At 36.3% G+C, this 22,276-nt stretch carries 23 protein-coding genes; 15 read left to right on the plus strand and 8 right to left on the minus strand.

Annotated elements, in window-relative coordinates:
• The coding region (locus DDF69_RS22260) for a transposase (protein WP_410494286.1) at window positions 1-418 on the plus strand (418 nt) is incomplete at its 5' end.
• Entirely contained in the window at window positions 415-1,284 is an 870-nt protein-coding gene (locus DDF69_RS04885; protein ID WP_228411904.1) for an IS3 family transposase, read from the plus strand. The genes DDF69_RS22260 and DDF69_RS04885, both read left to right, overlap by 4 nt.
• 89 nt (window positions 1,285-1,373) lie before the next feature.
• On the opposite strand, the gene DDF69_RS04890 is transcribed toward DDF69_RS04885, so the two are convergent.
• The 4 genes from DDF69_RS04890 to DDF69_RS04905 all read right to left on the minus strand — a co-directional run bounded on the left by DDF69_RS04890 (window position 1,374) and on the right by DDF69_RS04905 (window position 5,352).
• Window positions 1,374-1,715 carry a hypothetical protein gene (locus DDF69_RS04890; protein ID WP_079240088.1) on the minus strand — a complete coding sequence of 114 codons (342 nt, stop codon included), beginning with the start codon at window positions 1,713-1,715 and terminating at the stop codon, window positions 1,374-1,376.
• A complete protein-coding gene (locus tag DDF69_RS04895; RefSeq protein ID WP_114819795.1) occupies window positions 1,712-3,760 on the minus strand; it encodes a S9 family peptidase in 2,049 nt (682 codons plus the stop codon). Before DDF69_RS04895 ends, DDF69_RS04890 begins: the two co-directional genes overlap by 4 nt.
• Before the next feature lie 170 nt (window positions 3,761-3,930).
• Window positions 3,931-4,671: a uroporphyrinogen-III synthase gene (locus DDF69_RS04900; protein ID WP_114819796.1), complete on the minus strand. Its 741-nt coding sequence runs from the start codon at window positions 4,669-4,671 to the stop codon at window positions 3,931-3,933.
• A 12-nt stretch (window positions 4,672-4,683) separates the two neighbouring features.
• Window positions 4,684-5,352 carry a DUF4271 domain-containing protein gene (locus DDF69_RS04905; RefSeq protein WP_114819797.1) on the minus strand — a complete coding sequence of 223 codons (669 nt, stop codon included), beginning with the start codon at window positions 5,350-5,352 and terminating at the stop codon, window positions 4,684-4,686.
• Window positions 5,353-5,594: 242 nt separating this feature from the next.
• Between DDF69_RS04905 and DDF69_RS04910 the strand changes: the two genes are divergently transcribed.
• From DDF69_RS04910 to DDF69_RS04925, 4 genes are all read left to right on the plus strand, one after another.
• Window positions 5,595-6,311 (plus strand): polyprenol monophosphomannose synthase, encoded by a 717-nt coding sequence (locus DDF69_RS04910; RefSeq protein WP_034691591.1) that lies wholly within the window; start codon window positions 5,595-5,597, stop codon window positions 6,309-6,311.
• Between the two features lie 5 nt (window positions 6,312-6,316).
• Window positions 6,317-6,685, plus strand: a complete 369-nt coding sequence (locus tag DDF69_RS04915) for a DUF4296 domain-containing protein (RefSeq protein WP_228411924.1) — start codon at window positions 6,317-6,319, stop codon at window positions 6,683-6,685.
• Between the two features lie 72 nt (window positions 6,686-6,757).
• On the plus strand, window positions 6,758-7,888 hold the full coding sequence (gene tgt, locus DDF69_RS04920) for a tRNA guanosine(34) transglycosylase Tgt (protein ID WP_047427159.1): 1,131 nt from the start codon (window positions 6,758-6,760) through the stop codon (window positions 7,886-7,888).
• 7 nt (window positions 7,889-7,895) lie between these two features.
• The gene (locus DDF69_RS04925; protein WP_114819799.1) at window positions 7,896-9,008 is read left to right on the plus strand and encodes an LptF/LptG family permease; all 1,113 of its coding nucleotides are present in this window, start codon (window positions 7,896-7,898) and stop codon (window positions 9,006-9,008) included.
• Here DDF69_RS04925 and DDF69_RS04930 read toward each other — a convergent pair.
• Window positions 9,002-9,715, minus strand: coding sequence for a biotin--[acetyl-CoA-carboxylase] ligase (locus DDF69_RS04930; protein ID WP_114819800.1), 714 nt, complete (start codon window positions 9,713-9,715; stop codon window positions 9,002-9,004). The genes DDF69_RS04925 and DDF69_RS04930 overlap by 7 nt on opposite strands.
• Window positions 9,716-9,802: 87 nt before the next feature.
• Here DDF69_RS04930 and rsfS point away from each other — a divergent pair, with 87 nt between their 5' ends.
• The 9 genes from rsfS (at window position 9,803) to DDF69_RS04975 (ending at window position 18,834) form a co-directional block, all read left to right on the plus strand.
• A complete protein-coding gene (gene rsfS / locus DDF69_RS04935) occupies window positions 9,803-10,168 on the plus strand; it encodes a ribosome silencing factor (RefSeq protein ID WP_047097448.1) in 366 nt (121 codons plus the stop codon).
• 21 nt (window positions 10,169-10,189) lie between these two features.
• Window positions 10,190-12,211 (plus strand): ATP-dependent zinc metalloprotease FtsH, encoded by a 2,022-nt coding sequence (gene ftsH, locus DDF69_RS04940; RefSeq protein WP_114819801.1) that lies wholly within the window; start codon window positions 10,190-10,192, stop codon window positions 12,209-12,211.
• A 136-nt stretch (window positions 12,212-12,347) separates the two neighbouring features.
• Window positions 12,348-12,929 (plus strand): LUD domain-containing protein, encoded by a 582-nt coding sequence (locus DDF69_RS04945; RefSeq protein WP_165790439.1) that lies wholly within the window; start codon window positions 12,348-12,350, stop codon window positions 12,927-12,929.
• 24 nt (window positions 12,930-12,953) lie between these two features.
• Window positions 12,954-13,826 carry a phosphatidate cytidylyltransferase gene (locus tag DDF69_RS04950; RefSeq protein WP_114819802.1) on the plus strand — a complete coding sequence of 291 codons (873 nt, stop codon included), beginning with the start codon at window positions 12,954-12,956 and terminating at the stop codon, window positions 13,824-13,826.
• Window positions 13,827-13,830: 4 nt separating this feature from the next.
• Window positions 13,831-14,487: a phosphatidylserine decarboxylase family protein gene (locus tag DDF69_RS04955; RefSeq protein WP_114819803.1), complete on the plus strand. Its 657-nt coding sequence runs from the start codon at window positions 13,831-13,833 to the stop codon at window positions 14,485-14,487.
• Window positions 14,488-14,909: 422 nt separating this feature from the next.
• Window positions 14,910-15,902, plus strand: coding sequence for a helix-turn-helix transcriptional regulator (locus tag DDF69_RS04960; protein ID WP_114819804.1), 993 nt, complete (start codon window positions 14,910-14,912; stop codon window positions 15,900-15,902).
• A 97-nt stretch (window positions 15,903-15,999) separates the two neighbouring features.
• The gene (locus DDF69_RS04965) at window positions 16,000-16,413 is read left to right on the plus strand and encodes a transposase (RefSeq protein ID WP_114819805.1); all 414 of its coding nucleotides are present in this window, start codon (window positions 16,000-16,002) and stop codon (window positions 16,411-16,413) included.
• A 1-nt stretch (window position 16,414) separates the two neighbouring features.
• Window positions 16,415-16,735, plus strand: a complete 321-nt coding sequence (locus tag DDF69_RS04970) for a helix-turn-helix domain-containing protein (protein ID WP_114819806.1) — start codon at window positions 16,415-16,417, stop codon at window positions 16,733-16,735.
• Window positions 16,736-17,031: 296 nt separating this feature from the next.
• The gene (locus DDF69_RS04975) at window positions 17,032-18,834 is read left to right on the plus strand and encodes a hypothetical protein (RefSeq protein WP_114819807.1); all 1,803 of its coding nucleotides are present in this window, start codon (window positions 17,032-17,034) and stop codon (window positions 18,832-18,834) included.
• Window positions 18,835-18,884: 50 nt separating this feature from the next.
• On the opposite strand, the gene DDF69_RS04980 is transcribed toward DDF69_RS04975, so the two are convergent.
• The 3 genes from DDF69_RS04980 to DDF69_RS04990 form a co-directional block, all read right to left on the minus strand.
• The gene (locus DDF69_RS04980) at window positions 18,885-19,232 is read right to left on the minus strand and encodes a DUF1801 domain-containing protein (protein WP_114819808.1); all 348 of its coding nucleotides are present in this window, start codon (window positions 19,230-19,232) and stop codon (window positions 18,885-18,887) included.
• A gap of 17 nt (window positions 19,233-19,249) precedes the next feature.
• Window positions 19,250-21,088, minus strand: coding sequence for an ABC transporter ATP-binding protein (locus tag DDF69_RS04985; protein WP_114819809.1), 1,839 nt, complete (start codon window positions 21,086-21,088; stop codon window positions 19,250-19,252).
• Window positions 21,089-21,319: 231 nt separating this feature from the next.
• Entirely contained in the window at window positions 21,320-22,240 is a 921-nt protein-coding gene (locus DDF69_RS04990) for a M28 family peptidase (RefSeq protein ID WP_034691565.1), read from the minus strand.
• Window positions 22,241-22,276: the final 36 nt, after the last annotated feature.

The raw sequence follows: 22,276 nt of genomic DNA on the forward strand, positions 1-22,276 counted from the left end.
ATCCACGTACATTAAACGCACACAGAAGGATTACAGTTTAAGTTTAAAACTTCAAATCGTGAAAGAAGTTGAATGTGGAGCATCCACTATTACTAGTTGTCGTAAGAAATATGGTATTCAATCTCATGGTACTATTTTAAATTGGCTGAGAAAATATGGTAACTTTGATTGGGAAAACCAAAGACCTTATGCCATGGAAAAAACACCTGAACAACGTATTATGGAATTAGAAGCCCAGGTAAGGCTTCTTGAAAAGCAAAAGGCTTTTTTAGAAAAGCAGGCTTATATTGCAGATAAGAAGTCCATATTTTTTGATATGATGATTGATCTGGCTGAGAAAGAATATCACATTGATATTCGAAAAAACTCACCACCCGAACAATCGATTACTTCCGCAGTAAAGAAAAAGAAACTTTGATTTTTACTTGTGGATTGTTAGGGTTAAATAGACAAATCTATTATAGAAGTATCAAGCGTACGAAAGTTTGTAAAGATAAAGCTTCAGAGGTAGTAAAGCTGGTAGAGAATCTTCGTGTTAAGATGCCCCGGTTAGGAGGCAGGAAATTATATTTTATTTTACAGAGATCCTTAAGCTCCATTAAGGTAGGGAGAGATAAATTCTTTGCCATCTTAAAAGCTAATCATTTATTGATTGAACCTCGCAAAAGCTATCACATTACAACCAACTCTCATCATCGTTTTAGAAAGCATAAGAACCTGCTCCTTGACTATCAGATAACAAAGCCCAACCAGGTATGGGTTGCAGATATTACTTATATAGGGAACCGAAAAAATCCAAGCTATTTAAGTTTAATAACTGATGCGTATTCTAAGAAAATAATGGGACACTTTGTTGCAGACAATTTAAATACACAGAGTAGTATTATAGCTTTAAAAAGAGCTCTAAAGAAGTATAAAGGTATGAGAGAATCTTTAATCCATCATTCCGATCGTGGTTTACAATACTGCTCGAATGAGTATCAAAGACTTTTACAGAAACATCAATTAAAATGTAGTATGACACAAAACTCTGATCCTTATCAAAATGCAGTAGCAGAGAGAATAAATGGTATTTTAAAGCATGAGTTTGATATTGATAAACATGATATAAACAACAATTTAAGGAAAAAGATAGTAAATGAATCTATCGAAATCTACAATAATTTACGCCCACATTTTTCAAATCATTATCTAACTCCAAACCAAATGCATAAACAGTCACAAATTAAAATGAAAACCTATAAAAACAAAAACCAAAGCAATAGTAAAATTACTCTGGTTTAATTATTTATTTTTGTACTATAATCTGTATCAGATTTTCAGGACTAGTCACAGGAATTAACTTCCTGCTTCATTCTTCAAACTCCCAGCCTTTATAAAAGCTCTTCTTCCTGAAAATATTGTATAATCGCCTTTTTCATAAGCAAAGTCTGCTCATTAGGCTTTAATTCCGGAAGTTCTTCCAGGCTTTCAAACTGTGGCCATCCGTCTTCATAGTGTGTAAATTTATAATATCCAAAAGGTTCAAGCAATCTGCAGACTGCAATATGAATCAGATTTACCTTGTCTTCTTTCGTATATTTTTGCTGGCCGCTTCCCAATTCCTGTAACCCTATCAGAAATAAAAGGGTTTCAATGGGCGGATTCTTCTCAGTCTGAAAATTATCTTCGAAGAACTGTTCTATTTTTTTCCAATATTCGGATTCGTTAATCATTCTTTTTGATTTTCTAATTTTAATAAAAATGCGAATTCCAACGCATCTTCCTTCAGAGATTCAAATCTTCCGCTTGCTCCTCCGTGTCCGGAGCTCATGTCAGTTTTAAATACTAACATATTATCGTTTGTTTTTAGCTCTCTCAGTTTTGCTGTCCATTTTGCAGGCTCCCAATACTGTACCTGAGAATCATGGAATCCTGTAGTGATCAGCATGTGAGGGTAATCTTTAGCTTCTACATTATCATAAGGAGAATAGTCTTTCATATAATGGTAATATTCCTCGTCATTTGGATTTCCCCATTCATCATATTCTCCGGTTGTCAAAGGGATTGTATCATCAAGCATCGTAGAAACAACATCTACAAAAGGCACCTGTGCCACAATTCCGTTGAATAACTGAGGCTCATAATTCACCACAGCACCTACCAATAGACCTCCGGCACTTCCTCCCATCGCATACATGTGTTTTGATGAAGTATAATTTTCCTTAATTAAGTATTTTCCTGCATCAATAAAATCAAAGAATGTATTTTTCTTAAACAGCATTTTTCCATCCTCATACCATTCTCTTCCCAGATATTCTCCACCACGGATATGGGCAATAGCATAAATAAAACCTCTGTCCAGTAAAGATAATCTTACATTCGAAAAGCTGGCATCAACAGTGTGTCCGTAACTTCCATATCCATACAGAAGAAGCGGAGTGTCAGCAGACTTTTTGGTATCTTTATGATACACTAAAGAAATAGGAACTTTTGTCTTTCCATCTCTGGAGTCTGCCCAGATTCTTTCTGAAACGTAATTTTCAGGAGCGAACTTTCCACCCAAAACTTCCTGTTGTTTCAACAGCTTTGTAGTCTTGTCCTTCATGTTATACTCATAAGTGGAGCTTGGCTGTGTAAGAGAGGTGTAACCGTAACGTAAGATCTCTGTATCAAATTCCAGATTGATCCCGATATAAGCTGTATAAGTAGGATCGGAGAAAGGTAAGTAATAAGATTCCTGCGTTTTCTCATCAATGATTTTGATCTGAAGTAATCCTCTTTCTCTTTCTTCAAGAACCAGATAATCTTTAAAGATTTCAAAACCTTCCAATAAAACTTCTGCACGGTGTGGAATAACATCAATCCAGTTTTCCATACCGCAGTTATCAATCTTTGTCTTTACAATCTTGAAATTGATCGCATCATCGGCATTGGTAATGATATAAAACTCATCCTCATAATGTTCTACCGAGTATTCGAGGTCATCTATTCTTGGCTGGATCACTGTCCATTCTGCAAATACATTATCAGAAGGGATAAAACGATGTTCATCAGAAATAGTGCTTGAGCTTGCAATGAAAATATATTGTAACGATTTTGTCTTAAATACATTAACATCAAAAGTATCATCTTCTTCGTGGAAGATCAGTATATCTTCTGCAGAATCTGTTCCCAGCTTGTGTCTGTATACCTGAAATGCACGAAGGCTTTTGTCTTTTCTGATATAAAAAATATGCTGGTTATCATTCGCCCAAACAGCTTTTCCTGTCGTATTAGGAATAGTATCTGGTAAAATTTCTCCGGTCTTTAGGTTTTTAAAATTAAGCGTATAAATTCTTCTTCCTACATCATCAGAAGAAAAAGAAGCCAGTTCGTTGCTAGGGCTTACGGCAACACTTCCTACTTCGAAAAACTCTTTGCCTTCTGCGAGAATATTAACGTCCAGTACAATTTCCTCCTCATTGTCGAGGCTTTTGTGCTTTCTGCAGAAAATAGGATATTCCTTACCTTCTTCATAACGTACTATATACCAGTACTCATTAAAAAAGTAGGGCAAAGATTCATCATCCTTTTTATAACGGGCTTTCATCTCTTCGAAAAGCTCTTCCTGAAGGGCTTCCGTATCTTTCATGATGAATTCTTCGTAGGCATTTTCTTCCTCAATATATTGGATCACTTCAGGGTTTTCCCTTTCATTCAACCAAAAGTAATTATCGGTTCTTATATCGCCGTGGATTTCTAATATTTTTTCTATTTTTTTTGCCTGTGGAGCTTTCATCCGGGGTATTTTATTTTTTTACTGAATAGAATGTTCTTATACTTTTTCTTCTGAAATTAAGTAATTTAAGCAGAAATCCTTTCAATATTAATTTTTGTTCAAATTTAGGTAAAAAAAAACCATCTTTCCTTTATTGAAAAGATGGTTGGTAGTATTTTTATAATTAAAGCCTATTTATGAAGGACTTTAATATACTTTTCAAGGGCCATTGTCATAGAAGGAGTTTCCTTCGTAGGTGCCATTAAATCTACTTTTAAACCCGCTTCTTCTGCAGCTGCCAAAGTCGTGTTTCCAAAAACTCCGATCTTTGTTTCATCCTGCTTGAAGTCAGGGAAATTTTGTTGTAGCGATTTGATTCCCTGCGGACTGAAGAAAATCAGCATGTCATAATCTTTGACATTGATATCTGTAAGGTCGCTGCATACGGTACGGTACATAATTGCTCTTGTCCAGTCTACATTAGATGCATCCATGGTTTTTACAATATCCGGACTCAAAACATCTGAAGATGGCAACAGATATTTTTCAGTTGGGAATTTTTTGAAAAGAGGAAGCAGATCTGAGAAGTTTTTCTCCCCGAAGCTGATTTTTCTTTTTCTGTACACAATATGCTTTTGAAGGTAGTTGGCAATTGCTTCCGACTGGCAGATATATCTCATGGTATCCGGAACAGCAAAACGCAATTCCTCCGCGAGTCTGAAGTAATGGTCAATCGCATTTTTACTGGTAAAAATAATACCGGTATACTGCGTCAGATCTATTTTCTGTGTTCTGAGCTCTTTATTGTCAACCCCTTCGACGTGGATAAATGGACGGAAATCAATCTTTATTTTTTCCTTCTTCGCTATATCCAGATATGGAGAAGACTCACTAGGCGCTGGTTGAGAAACCAATATAGACTTTATTCTCATCATTGACTTTTATTAAAAAAATAACAACTTCCAAAGCAATAATAATGGTGCGATTTGGAGGGTGCAAATATACAAAAATTTATAATACCATTTCTCGGGAAGAATCTTGTTCTTGTGAAATAAATAGAAAAAGACTTTGAAAATGAATACAAAAGCGAAGAAGCAGAAATAATATAAAAACATTTTATTTCTGTCTATCGGGAAGTAATAGTGGGCTACACAAAGAATTATTAGCAAAAATGAAAGAATGAAATAAAATTTTGTGGAGGTAAAATAAAAAATAGTCCATTTTTTTCCATCCCCTATACTTTGGTAAAATAGAAATCCTAATGTTGATTTTGTTAAATAAAAAAGCAGCACTGCCAGAAAAGTATACCCGAATTTATTAAGCTGATACCCCAGAAGCTGAAGATCTGCAATATATTTCGGTACTATTGGAACATACTGTGAAATTAATACAGACAGAGTAAGTGTCGTTACACAGGACGTGATGATCCAGCTGGGAAGGTTGTTGCTTGCATCAAAATATTTCTGAAGCAGAAAATCCTTAAGGCTGGCATCCCTTTCTATGACGTTCATCATAAAAACATATAAAAATATACAGCCCACAAGGATAAAGATTACCCAATCATTGTTCTCAGGTATTCTTACGTGATTGATGAAGTGTTGTGATGATGGCAAAATTTAAGTTTTTTTTATTTATTATTTAACTTCAGATAACACAGCCCGGCACAGATTTTCCTGTCACAAGATCCGTGATTCTGCAGTTAAAATATTTGCTCTCATCGATTTTACGTATTGTTCAGATCTGTTGAATAAAAGTTTCTGTTTCATCCGCTTAATCCCCGAGAAATATTTTTGCAAAATTATAGATTATTTTGTATAAAATAAAAAGGTTAAATAAACTATCTTTGCAAACTGAAATGAAAAAACTCGTCATCATCCCGACATATAACGAAAAGGAAAATATTGAAAATATTATTTCCGCGGTTTTTGCATTGGAGGATGACTTTCATATCTTGGTAGTAGATGATTCTTCTCCTGATGGAACTGCAGAAATTGTAAAAGAATTGCAGAAAAAACATCCGCATTATCTGCACTTGTCAATAAGACACGTGAAAGACGGATTGGGAAAGGCATATATTCATGGGTTTAAATGGGCCATCGAAAATAAATACGATTATATTTTTGAGATGGATGCTGATTTTTCACACAATCCTAACGATCTGCCGAAACTTTTTGAAGCATGTAAAAATGCAGATATGGCGATCGGTTCCCGTTACTCAAAAGGAGTGAATGTAGTGAACTGGCCTATGGGAAGAGTTCTGCTTTCTTATTTTGCATCCAAGTATGTAAGGTTTGTATTAGGACTTCCAATTCATGATACAACAGCAGGATTTGTATGCTTTTCAAGAAAAGTATTGGAAGAAATAGGATTGGACAATGTGAAATTGAAGGGATATGGATTTCAGATTGAAATGAAATTCAGAGCATTTAAAAAAGGTTTCAGAATTGTAGAAGTTCCTATTATATTTACCAACAGAATTCTGGGAGAAAGCAAAATGAATGGTGGAATTATCCATGAAGCTGTTTTCGGAGTGCTGAACTTAAAATGGAAATCAATCATCAACAGATTATGAAACTGATGAAAAAGCTACTCTTTATTTTCGTTTTGCTGGGCCTGTTTTCGTGCGATGGTTATATTGATAAGCCTAAAAATCTGATCGATAAAGGGATGATGGCAGAAATCATTGCCGATCTTGCGATCAACGATCAGGCTATTTTTGTATATCCTGACAAAAATATGGAAGCAGGGACAAGGGCTGTTTTGAAATCACATAAGGTAAAACCGGATGATTTTGTAGACAGTTTCAAATATTATGTGATTAAAGAAGAAATGGATGGGATTGCCAATGATGCGCAGGAAATACTGCTGAAAAAAGATCCCAAAGCAGATAAATATGTAAAGGATAAGCTGAAACAGAATGGTGCTGTAATGCCTATAGTAAGGTAAAATAGACACAGAAACAGAAGTTTCTGCGATACAAAAAATCACTGGTAAAACAGTGTATAAACAAGTATAAAGATGAAATTTTTTAATATAGAAAAAACCTCTGAAGGAAAAGCAAGAGCAGGGGAAATTACCACAGATCACGGGAAGATTCAAACTCCTATTTTTATGCCTGTGGGAACTGTAGCAAGTGTGAAAACAGTTCATCAGAGAGAATTAAAAGAAGACATTAAAGCTCAGATTATTCTGGGAAATACTTACCACTTATACCTTCGTCCTGGCATGGAAACAATGCAGGATGCAGGTGGTTTACACAAATTCATGAACTGGGATCTTCCTATTCTTACCGATTCAGGAGGTTTTCAGGTGTTTTCATTGGCAAGCAACAGAAAGATGACCGAAGAAGGTGCGAGATTCAAATCTCACATCGACGGAAGCTATCACATGTTCTCTCCGGAAAGATCGATGGAAATTCAAAGACAGATCGGAGCTGATATTTTCATGGCTTTTGACGAATGTACTCCTTATCCTTGTGACTACAACCAGGCGAAATCATCGATGGAGCTTACCCACCGCTGGCTGAAAAGATGTATTGACTGGACGAATGATAATCCTGAATTATACGGACATAAGCAAAGGCTTTTCCCTATTGTTCAGGGATCTACTTATTCCGATCTTAGAAAAATTTCTGCAGAAGTGATTTCTGAAGCAGGAGCAGAAGGAAATGCGATCGGAGGACTTTCTGTTGGAGAGCCTGAAGAAGAAATGTACAGAATCACTGATGAAGTGACAGACATCCTTCCAAAAGAAAAACCAAGATACCTGATGGGAGTAGGAACTCCGTGGAATATCCTGGAATCTATCGGATTGGGAATTGACATGATGGATTGCGTAATGCCAACAAGAAATGCAAGAAATGCAATGCTTTTCACCTGGCAAGGGGTGATGAACCTTAAAAATGAAAAATGGAAGCGCGATTTTTCGCCTCTGGATGAATTCGGGACCAGTTTTGTAGATCGTGAATATTCAAAAGCGTATCTTCGCCACCTGTTTGTATCTAAAGAATATCTGGCAAAACAGATTGCTTCGATTCATAATCTTGCCTTCTATCTTGATTTGGTAAAAGTAGCCAGAGAACATATTATGGCAGGAGATTTCTACGAATGGAAAAACTCTGTAGTACCGGTTCTTAGACAAAGACTGTAAGAAAAATATGCTTAAAATTGTAGACAGATATATCATTAAAAAATACCTTGGAACTTTTAGTTTCATGTTGGTGCTATTGTCTATAGTCGTATTGGTAATCGATGTTCAGCAGAAGATTCCCAGGATAGAAAATGCCAAGGCCATTGATCCGAAACTGGATCTGACCTATTTCCTTATCCATTTTTATCCTTTCTGGATCATCAATCTTGTGGTGACCTTCCTTTCCATTCTGGTATTTATTTCGGTGATTTATTTTACCTCCAGAATGGCAAATAATACAGAAATTGTTGCTATTATCAGTAGTGGAGCCAGTTTTCACAGGTTTTCCAAGCCCTATCTGGTAACCTCTATTTTTATCGGATTGATTGCTCTTGTGGTATATCATATGGTGCTGCCGTGGGCCAATATCAAGAAAAATGAACTGGAAGCCTATACGTATAACGCGGCCAATAAAGAAAAGATTTTAGGAACAGCTCCTGCTTCTTCACAGCTGAGTAAAACGGAATATATCTTCGTTGACTCATGGAATAAAAGAGAAAAAAGAGGTTCTAGTTTTGTCTATCAGAAGTATGACAAAGACAGAAAAATGATCTATGAGCTAAAGGCAAGTGAAGTATACTGGGATAAAACCAAAAAACAGTTTGTCTTAAATAACTATCTGGAAAAAACAATCAATAAAGATAATACTGAAAAACTCGGTAACGGAATAGAATTAAGAAAAAACTACGGCCATTCGCCGGAAGAACTTTTCCCTAACGAACTTTTGGGACAAAATAAAACCACTCCTGAACTTTTGAAATTTATCGAAAGAGAAAAAGAAAGAGGAAACAGCAACCTGAATTCTTACCTGAATGAGCTTCACCAAAGAACTTCCATGCCTGTTTCAATCATTATTCTGACATTCCTGGCACTCTCCCTGTCATCACAAAAGAAAAGGGGAGGATTGGGAGTTAACCTCGCCATAGGGATCTCATTAGCCTTTATTTTCGTGTTTTCATTCGAAGCATTAAAAGTGGTTTCGGAAAATAAAAGTTTATCTCCGGCTGTAGCCATGTGGCTGCCTAATATGGTGTTTTTACCGCTTACTCTTTATTTGTATATCAAGAGAGCCAATCAGTAAAGGAGTTTTACTTCTTTGTGGTAAAAAGAACGCATTCCGTCTTCCAGTTCGATCCAGAGTTCACCCTTTTCGTCTGCATGTCGGATGATGCCATTTTGTCGCGCTTTTTCAATTTCAAAAACTGAGACCTGATCCTTTCTGAAAAGGTTTTTATTAAATCCATCCAGAATTTCCTGATCTGAAGGTATGTTTTTAAGCCTTTCAGACAAATATTCATGAAGGTTGAATGCAAGATCTTCCAGGTCAAACTGTACTCCTGTCTGTGTCAGAAGTGAACCTGCATTGGATATTTCATCAAAATCTTCCTGAAGGATGTTGATCCCGGCTCCGATGATGAAATAATTATTTTGATTAATTTTTTTCTTTTCTATTAAAATTCCAACGATTTTTTTACCTTTAAGGATAATATCATTCGGCCATTTGATTTTCACCTCAGAGTCAGACAATTTGGCAAGGAAATCCCGGATCACCATTGCGGTATAATAATTGAACATAAAGTCGGAGCACAGGATGTTCTGAATATTCACTGCCAGCGTATAAGCCAGATTTTTTCCGGCAGTCTGAGTCCAGATATTTCCATACTGACCACGGCCTTTAGTTTGATTAAAAGTATGAAGTCCTATAAAATTTGAATCTCCGTAAAGTAAAAACTTTGATATTTCGTCATTAGTAGAAGAACATTCTTTCAGGTAGAAGAGTTGGCTCATTTAAGAAAACTTTAAGAGATTAAGAGGGTAAAAGTAAGGTTAAAGTAAAGAAAAAACAATAAATTTGCAGATTATAGTATTTTTTTAATGAATAAAACAGCAGAAAAACAAGCGTTAATAGATAAAATCGTTGAAGCTATCCAGGATGTAAAAGGAGAAGACATTATGATCTTTGATCTTTCCAACATCGAAAACTCAGTAGCAGAAACGTTCGTGATATGTAGCGGAAACTCAAATACACAGGTAGCTGCATTGGCAGGAAGTGTAGAGAAGAAAGTAAGAAACGAACTACAGGACAGACCTTGGCACGTAGAAGGTACTGAAAATGCAATGTGGGTTTTGGTGGATTATGTTTCAGTGGTGGTTCATATATTCCAGAAACAGGTACGTGAGTACTACGACATAGAAGAACTTTGGGGTGACGCAGTCATTACCAGAATTGAAAATGAATAATAAAAATTTTAAAAAGTCTAAATGAATAATAAAGGATTCAACTGGTTCTTTCCTATTGCAATCGTAGCTCTTTTGCTATTCTTTGGCTCCAATTTCCTTGGAGGTGATGCAGCAAAATCTATTGATGAAGATGGTTTCTTTAGAGAAATGCAGGCGGGTAAAGTCCAGAATATAATTATATACAAAGACATAGAGAAAGCTGATGTTTTCCTAACAAAAGAAGCAAAATCGGCAATGGTTTCCAAAGCCGGAAAAGAAAACAACCCTCTTTCTGCCTTCGAAATGGCTCCTAAAGCAGATTTTTCTGTGAAATACGGAGATCTTCAACTTTTCCTTCAGAAATTTGAACAGGTCAAAGCCAGCAATCCGGTTATTAAAACAACTAAAGATTACGGTACAGGTAAGAGTGCATTAATGGACATCTTAGTTCCTGCATTGGTTTGGATTTCTATTCTGGGATTATTCTACTTCCTTCTTTTCAGAAAGATGGGCGGTGGCGGAGGCCCTGGCGGACAGATCTTTTCAATCGGAAAATCTAAGGCAAAGCTTTTTGACGAAAAAGAAAGAATTCAGGTAACATTTAAAGATGTTGCAGGATTGGAAGGAGCAAAAGAAGAAGTTCAGGAAGTTGTGGATTTCTTGAAAAACTCTGAAAAATATACAAAACTGGGAGGTAAAATTCCTAAAGGAGTTCTTTTAGTAGGGCCTCCGGGAACTGGTAAAACCTTATTGGCGAAAGCTGTTGCAGGGGAAGCTAAAGTTCCGTTTTTCTCACTTTCAGGTTCTGATTTCGTTGAAATGTTTGTTGGGGTAGGAGCTTCCAGAGTAAGAGACCTTTTTGCTCAGGCTAAAGCGAAATCTCCGGCCATTATCTTCATTGATGAGATTGATGCTATCGGACGTGCGAGAGGGAAAAATAATTTCTCTGGCGGAAACGACGAAAGAGAAAATACATTAAACCAGCTTCTTACTGAAATGGATGGTTTCGGAACAGATACCAACGTTATCGTAATGGCAGCAACCAACAGAGCGGATATCCTTGATAAAGCTTTGATGAGAGCAGGACGTTTTGACAGATCTATTTATGTAGACCTTCCGGAGCTTCACGAAAGAAGACAGATCTTTGATGTTCACTTGAAAAAGATCAAACTTGATGATAATGTAGACAGAGAGTTTCTTGCCAAACAGACTCCCGGATTCAGTGGAGCAGATATTGCTAACGTTTGTAACGAAGCAGCACTTATCGCAGCAAGAAACAACCATACTTCAGTAACAAAACAGGATTTCCTTGATGCTGTGGACAGAATCATCGGTGGTCTTGAAAAGAAAAATAAGGCAATCAAACCTTCTGAAAAAAGAAGAGTGGCTTACCACGAAGCAGGGCACGCTACGATCTCCTGGTTGGTAGAACACGCATCTCCACTTTTAAAAGTGACGATCGTTCCTAGAGGACGTTCACTGGGAGCAGCATGGTACCTTCCTGAAGAAAGACAGCTTACCACTACAGAACAGATGTTGGACGAAATGTGTGCAACATTAGGAGGTAGAGCAGCAGAACAGGTAATCTTTAACAATATCTCTACAGGAGCACTTTCTGACCTGGAAACAGTAACGAAGAGAGCTCAGGCTATGGTAACGATCTACGGATTAAGCCCGAATATCGGTAATATTTCTTACTATGACAGTTCAGGCCAGTCTGAGTACAATTTCGGAAAACCATATTCTGAAGAAACGGCAACCAAGATTGATGCAGAGATCAAATCCATCATCGAAAACCAATATGAGAGAGCAGTAAGAATTCTTGCTGATAATAAAGACAAGCTGGATGCTTTAGCCAGCAAACTGCTGGAAAAAGAAGTGATCTTCCGTGAAGACTTAGAAGAAATATTCGGAAAGAGAGCATGGGATCCTGAATTGACAGAGAAGCCTGTAACCAATACTATTCCTGAAAAAGATCAGCCCGTAGTAGTGGAAACACCTCAGATCAAAGAAAAAGAAGAAGAAAGCGAAATACAGGCTCCGGAAAGCCCAACACAGCTTTAGGATTCTTAAAAAATAAAATTCATAAAAACCTGACAACTGTAAAATTGTCAGGTTTTTTCATATTTAAGGAGATATTTTGGACACTATTGTAATTTATTTTCTATTTTTGTATAAAGTTGACTAAAAATAGATTAAGTTGAATTTATTCAAGAGGATTGTAAGCAAACTTACCAACCAGCCTGAAGAAGAGGACAAACAGAGCCTGGAGAAGCTTGGGGATTCGCTGAAAAATGCGGATCTTGACTATAAGTTTGCGCAATTATTTACGCATTCAGGGGGATTTTTTAATTATTGTGCAGATGAAGCGGAGGCTCTACAAACTTTAAATCAAATTATCAAAATAGAAGGTATCCACAATCTTTTTTGTTGGGATAAAGAACTTCAGAACTTTTTGAACGTTGTGAAGTCTACCTATACTTCAGAACTACAGCCGTCTAATGACGCCGCATTCATTACCTGTGAATATCTGATCGCTTATGACGGCAGAATCATGCTTTCACATAATAATATTCTTCATTATCATTCTTCAAGGCTTCCCGATAGAATTATCATCATCGCCAATGTTTCTCAGATTGTAAACAACCTGAATGACGCTATGGGGAAAATAAAAAGGAACGGAAATATCAAGAACCTTACTTCCATAAGCGGAAGCCAGTCAAAAATGGACAGTTCTTCCAATTCCAATACAAAACTGTTTTTATTGCTGCTTGAAGATTAAGCAACCACTTCTAAATTTTAAATTTTGGACAAAAATCTCATTCAAAGAACCCTGTCAGGTATCGTTTATGTAGCTATCATTATTCTTTGTTCTACTCCGCTGGGAGCACAGCTGCTGAATAGTATTGCACCTGGTCTTATCAAGCAACAGTATCTTTATCATGGATTAATGAGCCTGCTGCTGATTGTAGGAACATGGGAATGTGTCAAAATCATGAAGTTTGGAAACGGCTATGAAAAATGGGTCGTATATCCATTGGTTATTTTTATATTCTACATGTTTTCCAAAAGATATTTTAATCACGATTTCTTTTTTGATTTCAGGCTTAGTGAAATACTGGCACTGGCACTTATCGGGATTGCTGTGGTTACTCTATTCAAATATCCCAACGAATTATACTTCGACAGTGGGAAACTTATTTTTACTGTTATTTATGTGGCTCTTCCGTTCAGTTTTGCATTAGGATTGCCCAAGTTCTCCACTTATAATGGAACCTTTTCTCTGGAAGTTCTGTTCCTGTTTATCCTGATCTGGAGCAGCGATACCTTTGCGTATCTGGTAGGAAAATTCTTCGGTAAACATAAAATGGCTCCTAAAATATCCCCTAAAAAAACATGGGAAGGGTATGCCGGAGGTGTTGTTTTAACATTGGTTTTATCCTACTTTATTGAACAGTATCAGCCTGAGCTGAGAGGCAACTGGATGGTAGTAGGATTTTTGATTGCTGCCTTTGCTCCTTTAGGAGATCTGGTGGAGAGTCAATTGAAGAGAAACTTCGGTGTAAAGGACAGTGGAAACATTATTCCCGGGCATGGAGGAGTTTTAGACAGGCTGGATAGTTTTATTATCTGCGTTCCTGTCGTATATTTGTACTTTATTTTAGAAAAATTTATTTAGTCTCATGAAATTACATAGAGAATCCAAAGGAACAATTACCGTTGCAACCCTGCTTTTTATTATTCTGGGTGCTTTAGCAATTTATTTCCTTGAAATATGGTCACTGGTGATCATTATGCCTTTGTTGGTTATTTACGCTTTAGTCTTCTGGTTCTTCAGAGTTCCGGATCGTAATATTCTTGATCACAGAGAAAATGTTATTGCTCCGGTGGACGGAAAAGTAGTAATGATTAAAGAAGTGGAAGAGGATGAATTCATAAAAGGAAAAGCTCTCCAGGTTTCTATTTTTATGTCTCCTCTCAATGTTCACATCTGCAGATATCCGGTTTCGGGAGAAGTGATTTACAAAAAATATCATCCGGGCAAATATCTGGTAGCATGGCATGAAAAGTCTTCTACAGAGAACGAAAGAACTACGGTAGCTGTGCAGACGATGACTAATCATAAAGTAGTTTTCAGACAGATCGCCGGATATGTTGCAAGAAGAATTGTTTTCTATTGCAATGAAGGCGATAAAGCAAAAGCCGGACATGAGTTCGGATTTATTAAATTCGGTTCCAGAATGGATGTATTCCTGCCTTTGGATACTGAGATTATCTGTAAAATCGGAGATATTACAAAAGGAGGTGAGGATGTAATCGCCAAATTGAAAGAAAATTAATATTCTTATCGTATATAAAATCAAAAGAGGGCTATAAAAGCTCTCTTTTTTATTTGGCAGAAAAGTACCTCAATTGAGTGTTTTAAGTTTAAATTACGCATGAGTAATATTGCGTATCGGATGATGAATGCTTTTACGTTCAGATCAATAATTTTGCATGCTTAAAAACACAAGCTCATGCTTTTAAGTGATCTGAGGTAAATGCTTCTTAATTTATTGTCAAAAATGGTATTTCATTTGATAATTTTAATAAATTGTAACGAGAAACACCTTAATCATATCCTTTTTAATGCTGAAGAAGACTATACATTTCGTTTTGTAGATTTTTTATTTTGCATGAAAGGCTGTTAATATTGGGAAATTTATACTTTCAGGAGTACGAATGCCAACTTAAGCTTGTGAGAGCATAAAAAAACAACAAGATGATTTATAAGTTTTTCTTTAAGGTGATCAACGACGAAGCTGAGAATATGGATGATGATTTTGAAAGCAGTTATCTTCATCTTATTAACCGGTATTTGCTTTTATTGTTTTTCATATTCCTGTTTTATTCTATTTTTATTATTACTTTTTTCGGGGATATGCTGATCTCCATATTTCTTACTATTATTACATTTTTCTGGCTGTTTCTCATGGCTATCAAAGGAAAGACCAAACGGTTCAGAAAGGTTTTAAAACCTTCCATTATCGGAATATTTGTTTTACTCACATTTATCGTAAATTTTTTTAATATTTATACTTACAAAAACGCTGGAGTAGAGTACTTTTACTTTTGTCTTCTGTTTGCTGTTCCATTCTTTCTGAACTATAAAAAAGATTCTTTCGCCATCTTTTTCATTACTTTTATTATAAGTGTTAATTTTATTGCATGTCTGTATTTTGATTTTTCTTTTCTTCCAAAAAGCAGATTCATAGAAAAAGAAGATTTTAAAACAATAAAGCTGTTGAATATTTTATTTTCCGTAGCCTCTTTCCTGATGGATATTGTGTTTATTACCCAGAAAGATGCATTGATTCATGGATTGATTTCTGATAAAAAAGAAAAAGATTCTACGATCAAGGATCTGGTAAAAACCAACGCAGAACTCATGAAGCATCAGATGCTGATCAATCACCTGTCAGAAGAAAACATTCAGGAAATTTTAAATTTAGCAGAAAGCAATTCGCCTATATTTTTTGAAAAATTCCAGGTGTTTTTCCCCCACTTTATTCCTGATATTTTAAAAATAAATCCTAACCTTATCCATTCTGAACTCTATTTCTGTGCGTTGATGAAGCTTGATTTTGATACCAAAAAAATCGCACAGTGTACCAATAACAGTATTCGGGCTGTAGAAAGTAAAAAGTACAGAATCCGGAAAAAGCTCAATATTTCCTCAGACATCAATATCAACAGCTTTCTGATTAAAATTTAAATAAAATTCCGGTTTTTATTACTCATACGTAGTGTTGAGTAGTGTCAGGTGGTATTTATTGAGTTTCTTGTCGATATTTTTACTTAAAAATACTGTGATGAATATTAAGAACATTCATATTGGAAGTCTGATCAGGTCCAAAGTAGAAGAACATCAGATTTCAACAGAAAGGATTTCCCGATTTTTAAACAGGCCGGAAGACGAAGTAGAGAGTATGTATCATGCTAAAAGTATGGATACCGATGTTCTGTTGAAATGGTGTAAGCTTTTAAAATTCGATTTCTTTCGGTTCTATACAGGACATCTGATTTTGTATGCGCCACAGTCAAGAATTGATCATGAATTCTGTCAAAACAAAAATACGCTTGTTTTCAGAAAAAGCATTTATACACAAGAGGTTAAAAATTTTATTCTTGATAAAATAGAAACCGGGACAATGACGGCCAAGGAGGTTATGGAACGGTATAAAATACCCAAGACTACTTTATATAAATGGATGAAAAAAATATAAGATGATTCCTGATTACAAGCAGATTTATACCGATATTCTTGAAGAAAAGTTTCCTGAAAAATTACGGGATGCAGTCATAAGGCTTAAGCTGGAAACATTGCATTCAGCTTATGATATTCTGAAATTTAATCAGCTGATTTTTGGAGAGGCTGAATATGAAGTTGGCCTTAATAATCAGAAGCTCCGGTCCTATGATCGGGAATCTATTCTTCGAATTCTCAGTTATCAAAAAAGAAATGGACTGACCAATGTTCAGGTGAGTCATCATTTTAAGATAAGCCGAAATACCATTGCCAAATGGAAATCCATTTTTGAATCATAAAAAGTGTTGTATTCTGTTTAATCTAATTGTTTTATTTTTTTCTATTACATAAGAAAGAATTGATTTTATCCTGTTTTGATTTTATTTTTGAATATATGGTTGGGTTTTGTGTAATAACTCAACTTTTTTATTTGTGTCTGATGTTATGATAAGTTACTGGTGTTTTGTGAGTTTTACTACGCATGAGTAGTATTGCGTAGCGGAAATTAATCTGTAATCGTCTGTCGTTGATAATTTTGTGGAAGCTAAATGTCATGGTTAAAATTTTTAATTATCAAACAATTATAACTTATACAATGATGGAAACAAAATTTACAATGCCTCCAATCAAATTGCTGCTCATAGCAATGCTCTTTGTTTTTGGAAAATCTTTTTCTCAGACCAATAATGGTGCAGTAGGGATTAATACTACAACGCCGAACTCCAATTCCGTTTTGGATGTTGTTTCAGGAAATAATAACAAAGGTGTACTTATTCCCCGATTAACAGAAGCGCAGCGAAATGCCATTACAATTAATCAGTCCAAAGATGACGGCCTGACTATTTACAACACCACAGAAGACTGTTTCAATTACTGGAGCCTTGCGGATAACGAATGGAAAAGTGTCTGCGGACAATTGGGTAAATCTGTTTTTACTATAGACTGTTCCACTTCAAAAGCAATGGGAAGCTATGTAAAAGGAAAAGAGCTTGCCAACTCCAATTATCTGAGCATTGCCGTGAATGTGACAAAACCCGGTAATTATATCATTTCCGGAACCACCGCAAACGGATACAACTTCTATGGAAGCGGAGTGTTTCTGAATACCGGAACACAAACGATACAGATTCCGGGACAGGGAACTCCCCAGAATATTCAGACAGATAATGTTGCTCTTGAAGCCAACGGAACTGAAGTAACTTGTACTCCAGCTATATCTATTACGGTGCTGAGCCCTGCAGGTACCTATACCATGAGCTGTGGAACTGCAACAGTAAATGGAGTATACAAAGTGGGGACAGCTCTAACAGCTTCGAATACAATTACCTTACCTGTGAACGTTTCGGCATTGGGAAGTTACACGATTACTACCAATACCGTTGACGGAATTTCCTTCAGTGGATCAGGTACATTTACGTCTACAGGAAATCAGAATATTACATTAGGAGGAACAGGAACACCAACCTCTACATCGGTGAAAACAATTACAATTACTTCCGACAGCCAGGGAGGAGTATCTACAACATGTTCTGTAAATGTAGTGGTTGTTATTCCTAAAAAAACGGTTCTCCATATCGGATTAGAAACAGCGTACGGTTATAGCGCCTATACCGGTCCCTCTAGAAGTCTGATGGATTCTCCCACAAATTTCGGTACCGCTGCTTCCAGTATTGTTAAATATGAAGGGTTTACCCATGCTTCTTTAGGAAATTCCCCTTCATCAACGGCCCTTCAGACAGCGCTTAATAATAAGCCGGATATTGTTGTCATTGGCTACAACTATACACCTAATGCTACAGATGCAGGGTATATTGCTTCCTACCTTAATAAAAAAGGAGTTGTCATTGCGATGACAGATGATACGGGTACTGCACAGAACCTGTTCAGAGGGATATTCTCTGATCCTACCATTTCAGCATCTTATGGAGGCGGCGCAGGTTCTGTGTATGCGCTTACCAATTCTGATGATCCTATCCTTAACGGGCCTTTTGGAGATGTAAGAGGGAAAAACTGGGGTGAAGATGCTTCTACCACAGTAAATATTTCAGGACTGACAAGTGGATTTGTTCCATATAGTTATGCGCAGCCTATCAACAGCACAACTGCCAGAACAGGAATTTCAGGATTAAGAAATACAAGTTTAAACTTTGTATGGTTTGGGGATGGAGGCTTTCTAAGTAATGAAAATGCCAATGGAAATCAATATCCGAGTAATACAATAGAACCTTTTGTAGCACCAAGCTCAGGAGGATATTTCCCGGTTCAGAAGTCTTCTTATGGCTATGCTGGAAACGGATATACAACTGGAGGAATGCAGGTTCAGAATTCAATCCTTTTTGCGAATATGATTGCCTGGGCAATTAAGCAGGCAGAATTTAACGGAATAAACACACAATGATAAAAGGTTTTTAAAGATGACTGCGGCACGATTATTCGTGCCGCAGTTTTTTATTTTATATGTCTTTTAACTTCCTGTACAAGGTTTAATATGAATTCTACAGGAATATCCTCTTCCATATCAATAAGAAGGATTTTAAACTTCTTTCTGCCGTCCTGGACCAGTTCAGGATAATCAAGCCGGTCACCATGATAAAAACTCAGGTAATGTTTTTTATATTTTTTGCTGTAATAGAAATAGCACAGCATTTTCTTTTTGTATTTGATAAACGGAAGCCCGAAACTGAATGTTTCTGTAACATTTTCCGGATCTGAAGCTAAGATCGTATCACGCAAAAATAAAAGAGTACTTCTTTCAGGCTCTTCGATTCTGTAGAAATACTCTTGTATAGGGTTCATTTTAATTCAGTTAAAGATTAGTCGAAGTTTTGAAGTTCGACAAGCTTGTGATACATTCCTCTTTTTGCGATCAGATCGTGGTGAGTTCCCTGTTCCACGATATCACCTTTTTCCATTACTACAATCCAGTCTGCTTTCTGAATGGTTGAAAGACGGTGGGCAATGACTAAAGAAGTTCTGTTTTCCATCATTTTCTCCAGCGCATCCTGTACAAATCTTTCAGATTCCGTATCCAGTGCCGAAGTGGCTTCATCCAGAATCATGATAGGTGGGTTTTTCAATACCGCCCTGGCAATAGAAACCCTTTGTTTCTGACCTCCAGAAAGTTTACCTCCGTCATCTCCGATATTGGAATCATATCCTTCAGGAAGTGTGGTGATAAATGCATCTGCATTGGCAATTTTAGCGGCTGCAATCACTTCTTCTCTGGTGGCATCAGGTTTACCCATCAGAATATTATTGTAAACGGAATCATTGAATAATACTGATTCCTGGGTTACCATGCCCAATAGCTTACGATATTCCTGTAATTTTAAATGTTTGATATCTGTTCCGTCAATCAGAATTTCTCCTTCCGAAACATCATAAAATCTTGCTAAAAGATTGGCAATCGTTGTTTTACCACTTCCACTTTGCCCAACAAGAGCAACTGTTTTCCCTTTTGGAATAGAAAGGGAGAAGTTTTTAAGAATCGTATGATCTTTATCGTAATAAAAACCAATATTATTAAATTCGATAGAATGATTTAATGTGGAAATAGAAACAGGATTGGGTACTTCATCAATTTTCACATCGGCATCCAGAATGGCTAAAACTCTTTCAAGAGAAGCTTCACCCTTCTGTACATTCGAAATAGATTGAGATAAACTTTTCACAGGAGGTAAAATCTGGAAGAAAATACCCAGGAAAACCAAGAAATCTGCAGGTGAAATACTTTGCTCTACAATAATTTGTTTTCCACCGTACCAGGCGATAATTAAGAACGTCACCGATCCTAAAAATTCGCTCATAGGCGAGGCCAGTTCCTTTTTTCTACCTAAATTTATTGAACTGTTGATCCATTTCTGCATAGACTGCATAAAACGGTTGTCCATTATTTTTTCTGCGCTGAAAATCTTAATCACCTTTGTAGATTTTAGTGTTTCATCTACAATCGAGAAAATATTTCCCATCTCATTTTGAGCCTGGTGAGAATCTTTTTTCAGGCTTTTTCCTATTAAAGCAATCATGGTTCCCATGACAGGCAATACTAAAAGAGAAAAAAGCGTCATTTCTGTACTTAAAAAGAAAAGCGTAACCAATGTACTGATCAGCATGAAAGGTGCATTGATTAATTCAACTAAACTTCCTAAAATATTACCTTCAACTTCACCCACGTCATTGGACATACGGGACATCAGATCTCCCTTTCTGCTTTCTGTAAAAAAGGAAACAGGTAAAGCAAGAATCTTTCTGTACATTGCTCCACGAAGGTCTTTGGTAACCCCTACACGGTAATTGATCAGTAAAAATGAACCTAAATATCTGAAAAGGTTTCTCAGTAAAAACATAAACGCTGTTACCACACAAAGCCACGCCAAAACGTTAAGTGCTCCATATTGGGTTACTAAACTCTGAACATAATAATTGGCATATTCTTTTGCGTAGGAGAAAAAATCTAAAATTTCTCCCGAATACACAGGGGGATGGCTGTATTTTTTAGCCTCAATGGTTCCGAAAAGCATTCCCAGAACAGGTAGAATAGTCCCTAACGAAGCAATCTGAAATACAGAATACATAAGATTGAAAAACAAACTTCCGTAGATGTATTTTTGGTGAGGTCTTGCGAACTTTAGTATTTTAATATATTGGTTCATTCAATGAAAAAATTGGATAGCAAAATTACGTAAAATTAAAAGATAAGACGTTCTTAATCCTGTTTTACTTTACCGGATAAGTTTCAAAAAGTGTCTTTTTGTTACAACTCAGCGTTATGAAGCTTTATTTTTTTGAATAAATAAACCTGAATAGGGCTTAAGAAGGGGAGGTCGTAAGGTATTGCTGTTTAATAAAAAAACCGCTGAAACAGCAGTTTTTTATTATTTCACTTAAAATTTCACCTGGTCATTATACTTAGGAGCAAAATTTTTAGGACTCAGTTTATCCAGTGTTTTACCCAAATTATTGATAATCTGCGTCATATTATCAAAATCTACAACGTTGATATCATCATTTTCATGGTGATAATGAGACGCTTTGGTCATATCCACCGTAGAAAATGAATGGGCAATGATTTTCTTTTTGACAAAGCTTACATTGTCTGAACGATAGAATAGCTGCTGTTTTGCATAGGGATCAGCATTGATTTTTAATCCGTTTACTGCATTTTGATTGAAAAGTTCATCAAGATCAGAGAATCCGTCTCCTGTCATATATAATGCATTTTTTCCCCATTGTGATTCTGTAGCAACCATTTCAAAATTGAAAAGGGCTGTCATTTTATTATAAATGTGATCCAGATTTTTATCGGTGGAAATCGCTCTTGAACCCAGCATTCCTTTTTCTTCTCCATTGAATGCCATAAACACCATAGAGAATTCAGGTTTTTTGTTTTTAAAATAATCGGCGATACCTACCAGAGTCGTGATTCCGCTGGCATCATCATCTGCTCCGTTATAAATATTATCTCCGCTTTTATCACTGGTTCCGATATGGTCAAAATGTCCTGAGAAGCCCAGATACTGATCGGATTTTCCTTTTTTGATTCCGCAAACATTGTATACGGTCTTTCCGTTGTAGTCAAAAGGAACCAGATAAGATTTTCCGGTACAGTATTCCAGATTATTTTCTTTGAAAAGCTTAGCAATATAATTGGCCGCATTTTCATTTTCCTGAGTTCCGATTTCACGGCCTTTCATTTCATCTGAAGCGAGAGTGGAAAGAACTGTTTTTACTCTTTCCTTGGAAACTTCCTGTCCAAAAGTAAATATGGAGAATAGTGATAAAGTAAGATACGTTAGCTTTTTCATTGTCTTTTGTTAAAATTATATGATCTGTCGTGTTTT

Source organism: Chryseobacterium sp. KLBC 52 (genome assembly GCF_003347605.1).
Classification (GTDB): Bacteria; Bacteroidota; Bacteroidia; order Flavobacteriales; family Weeksellaceae; genus Chryseobacterium.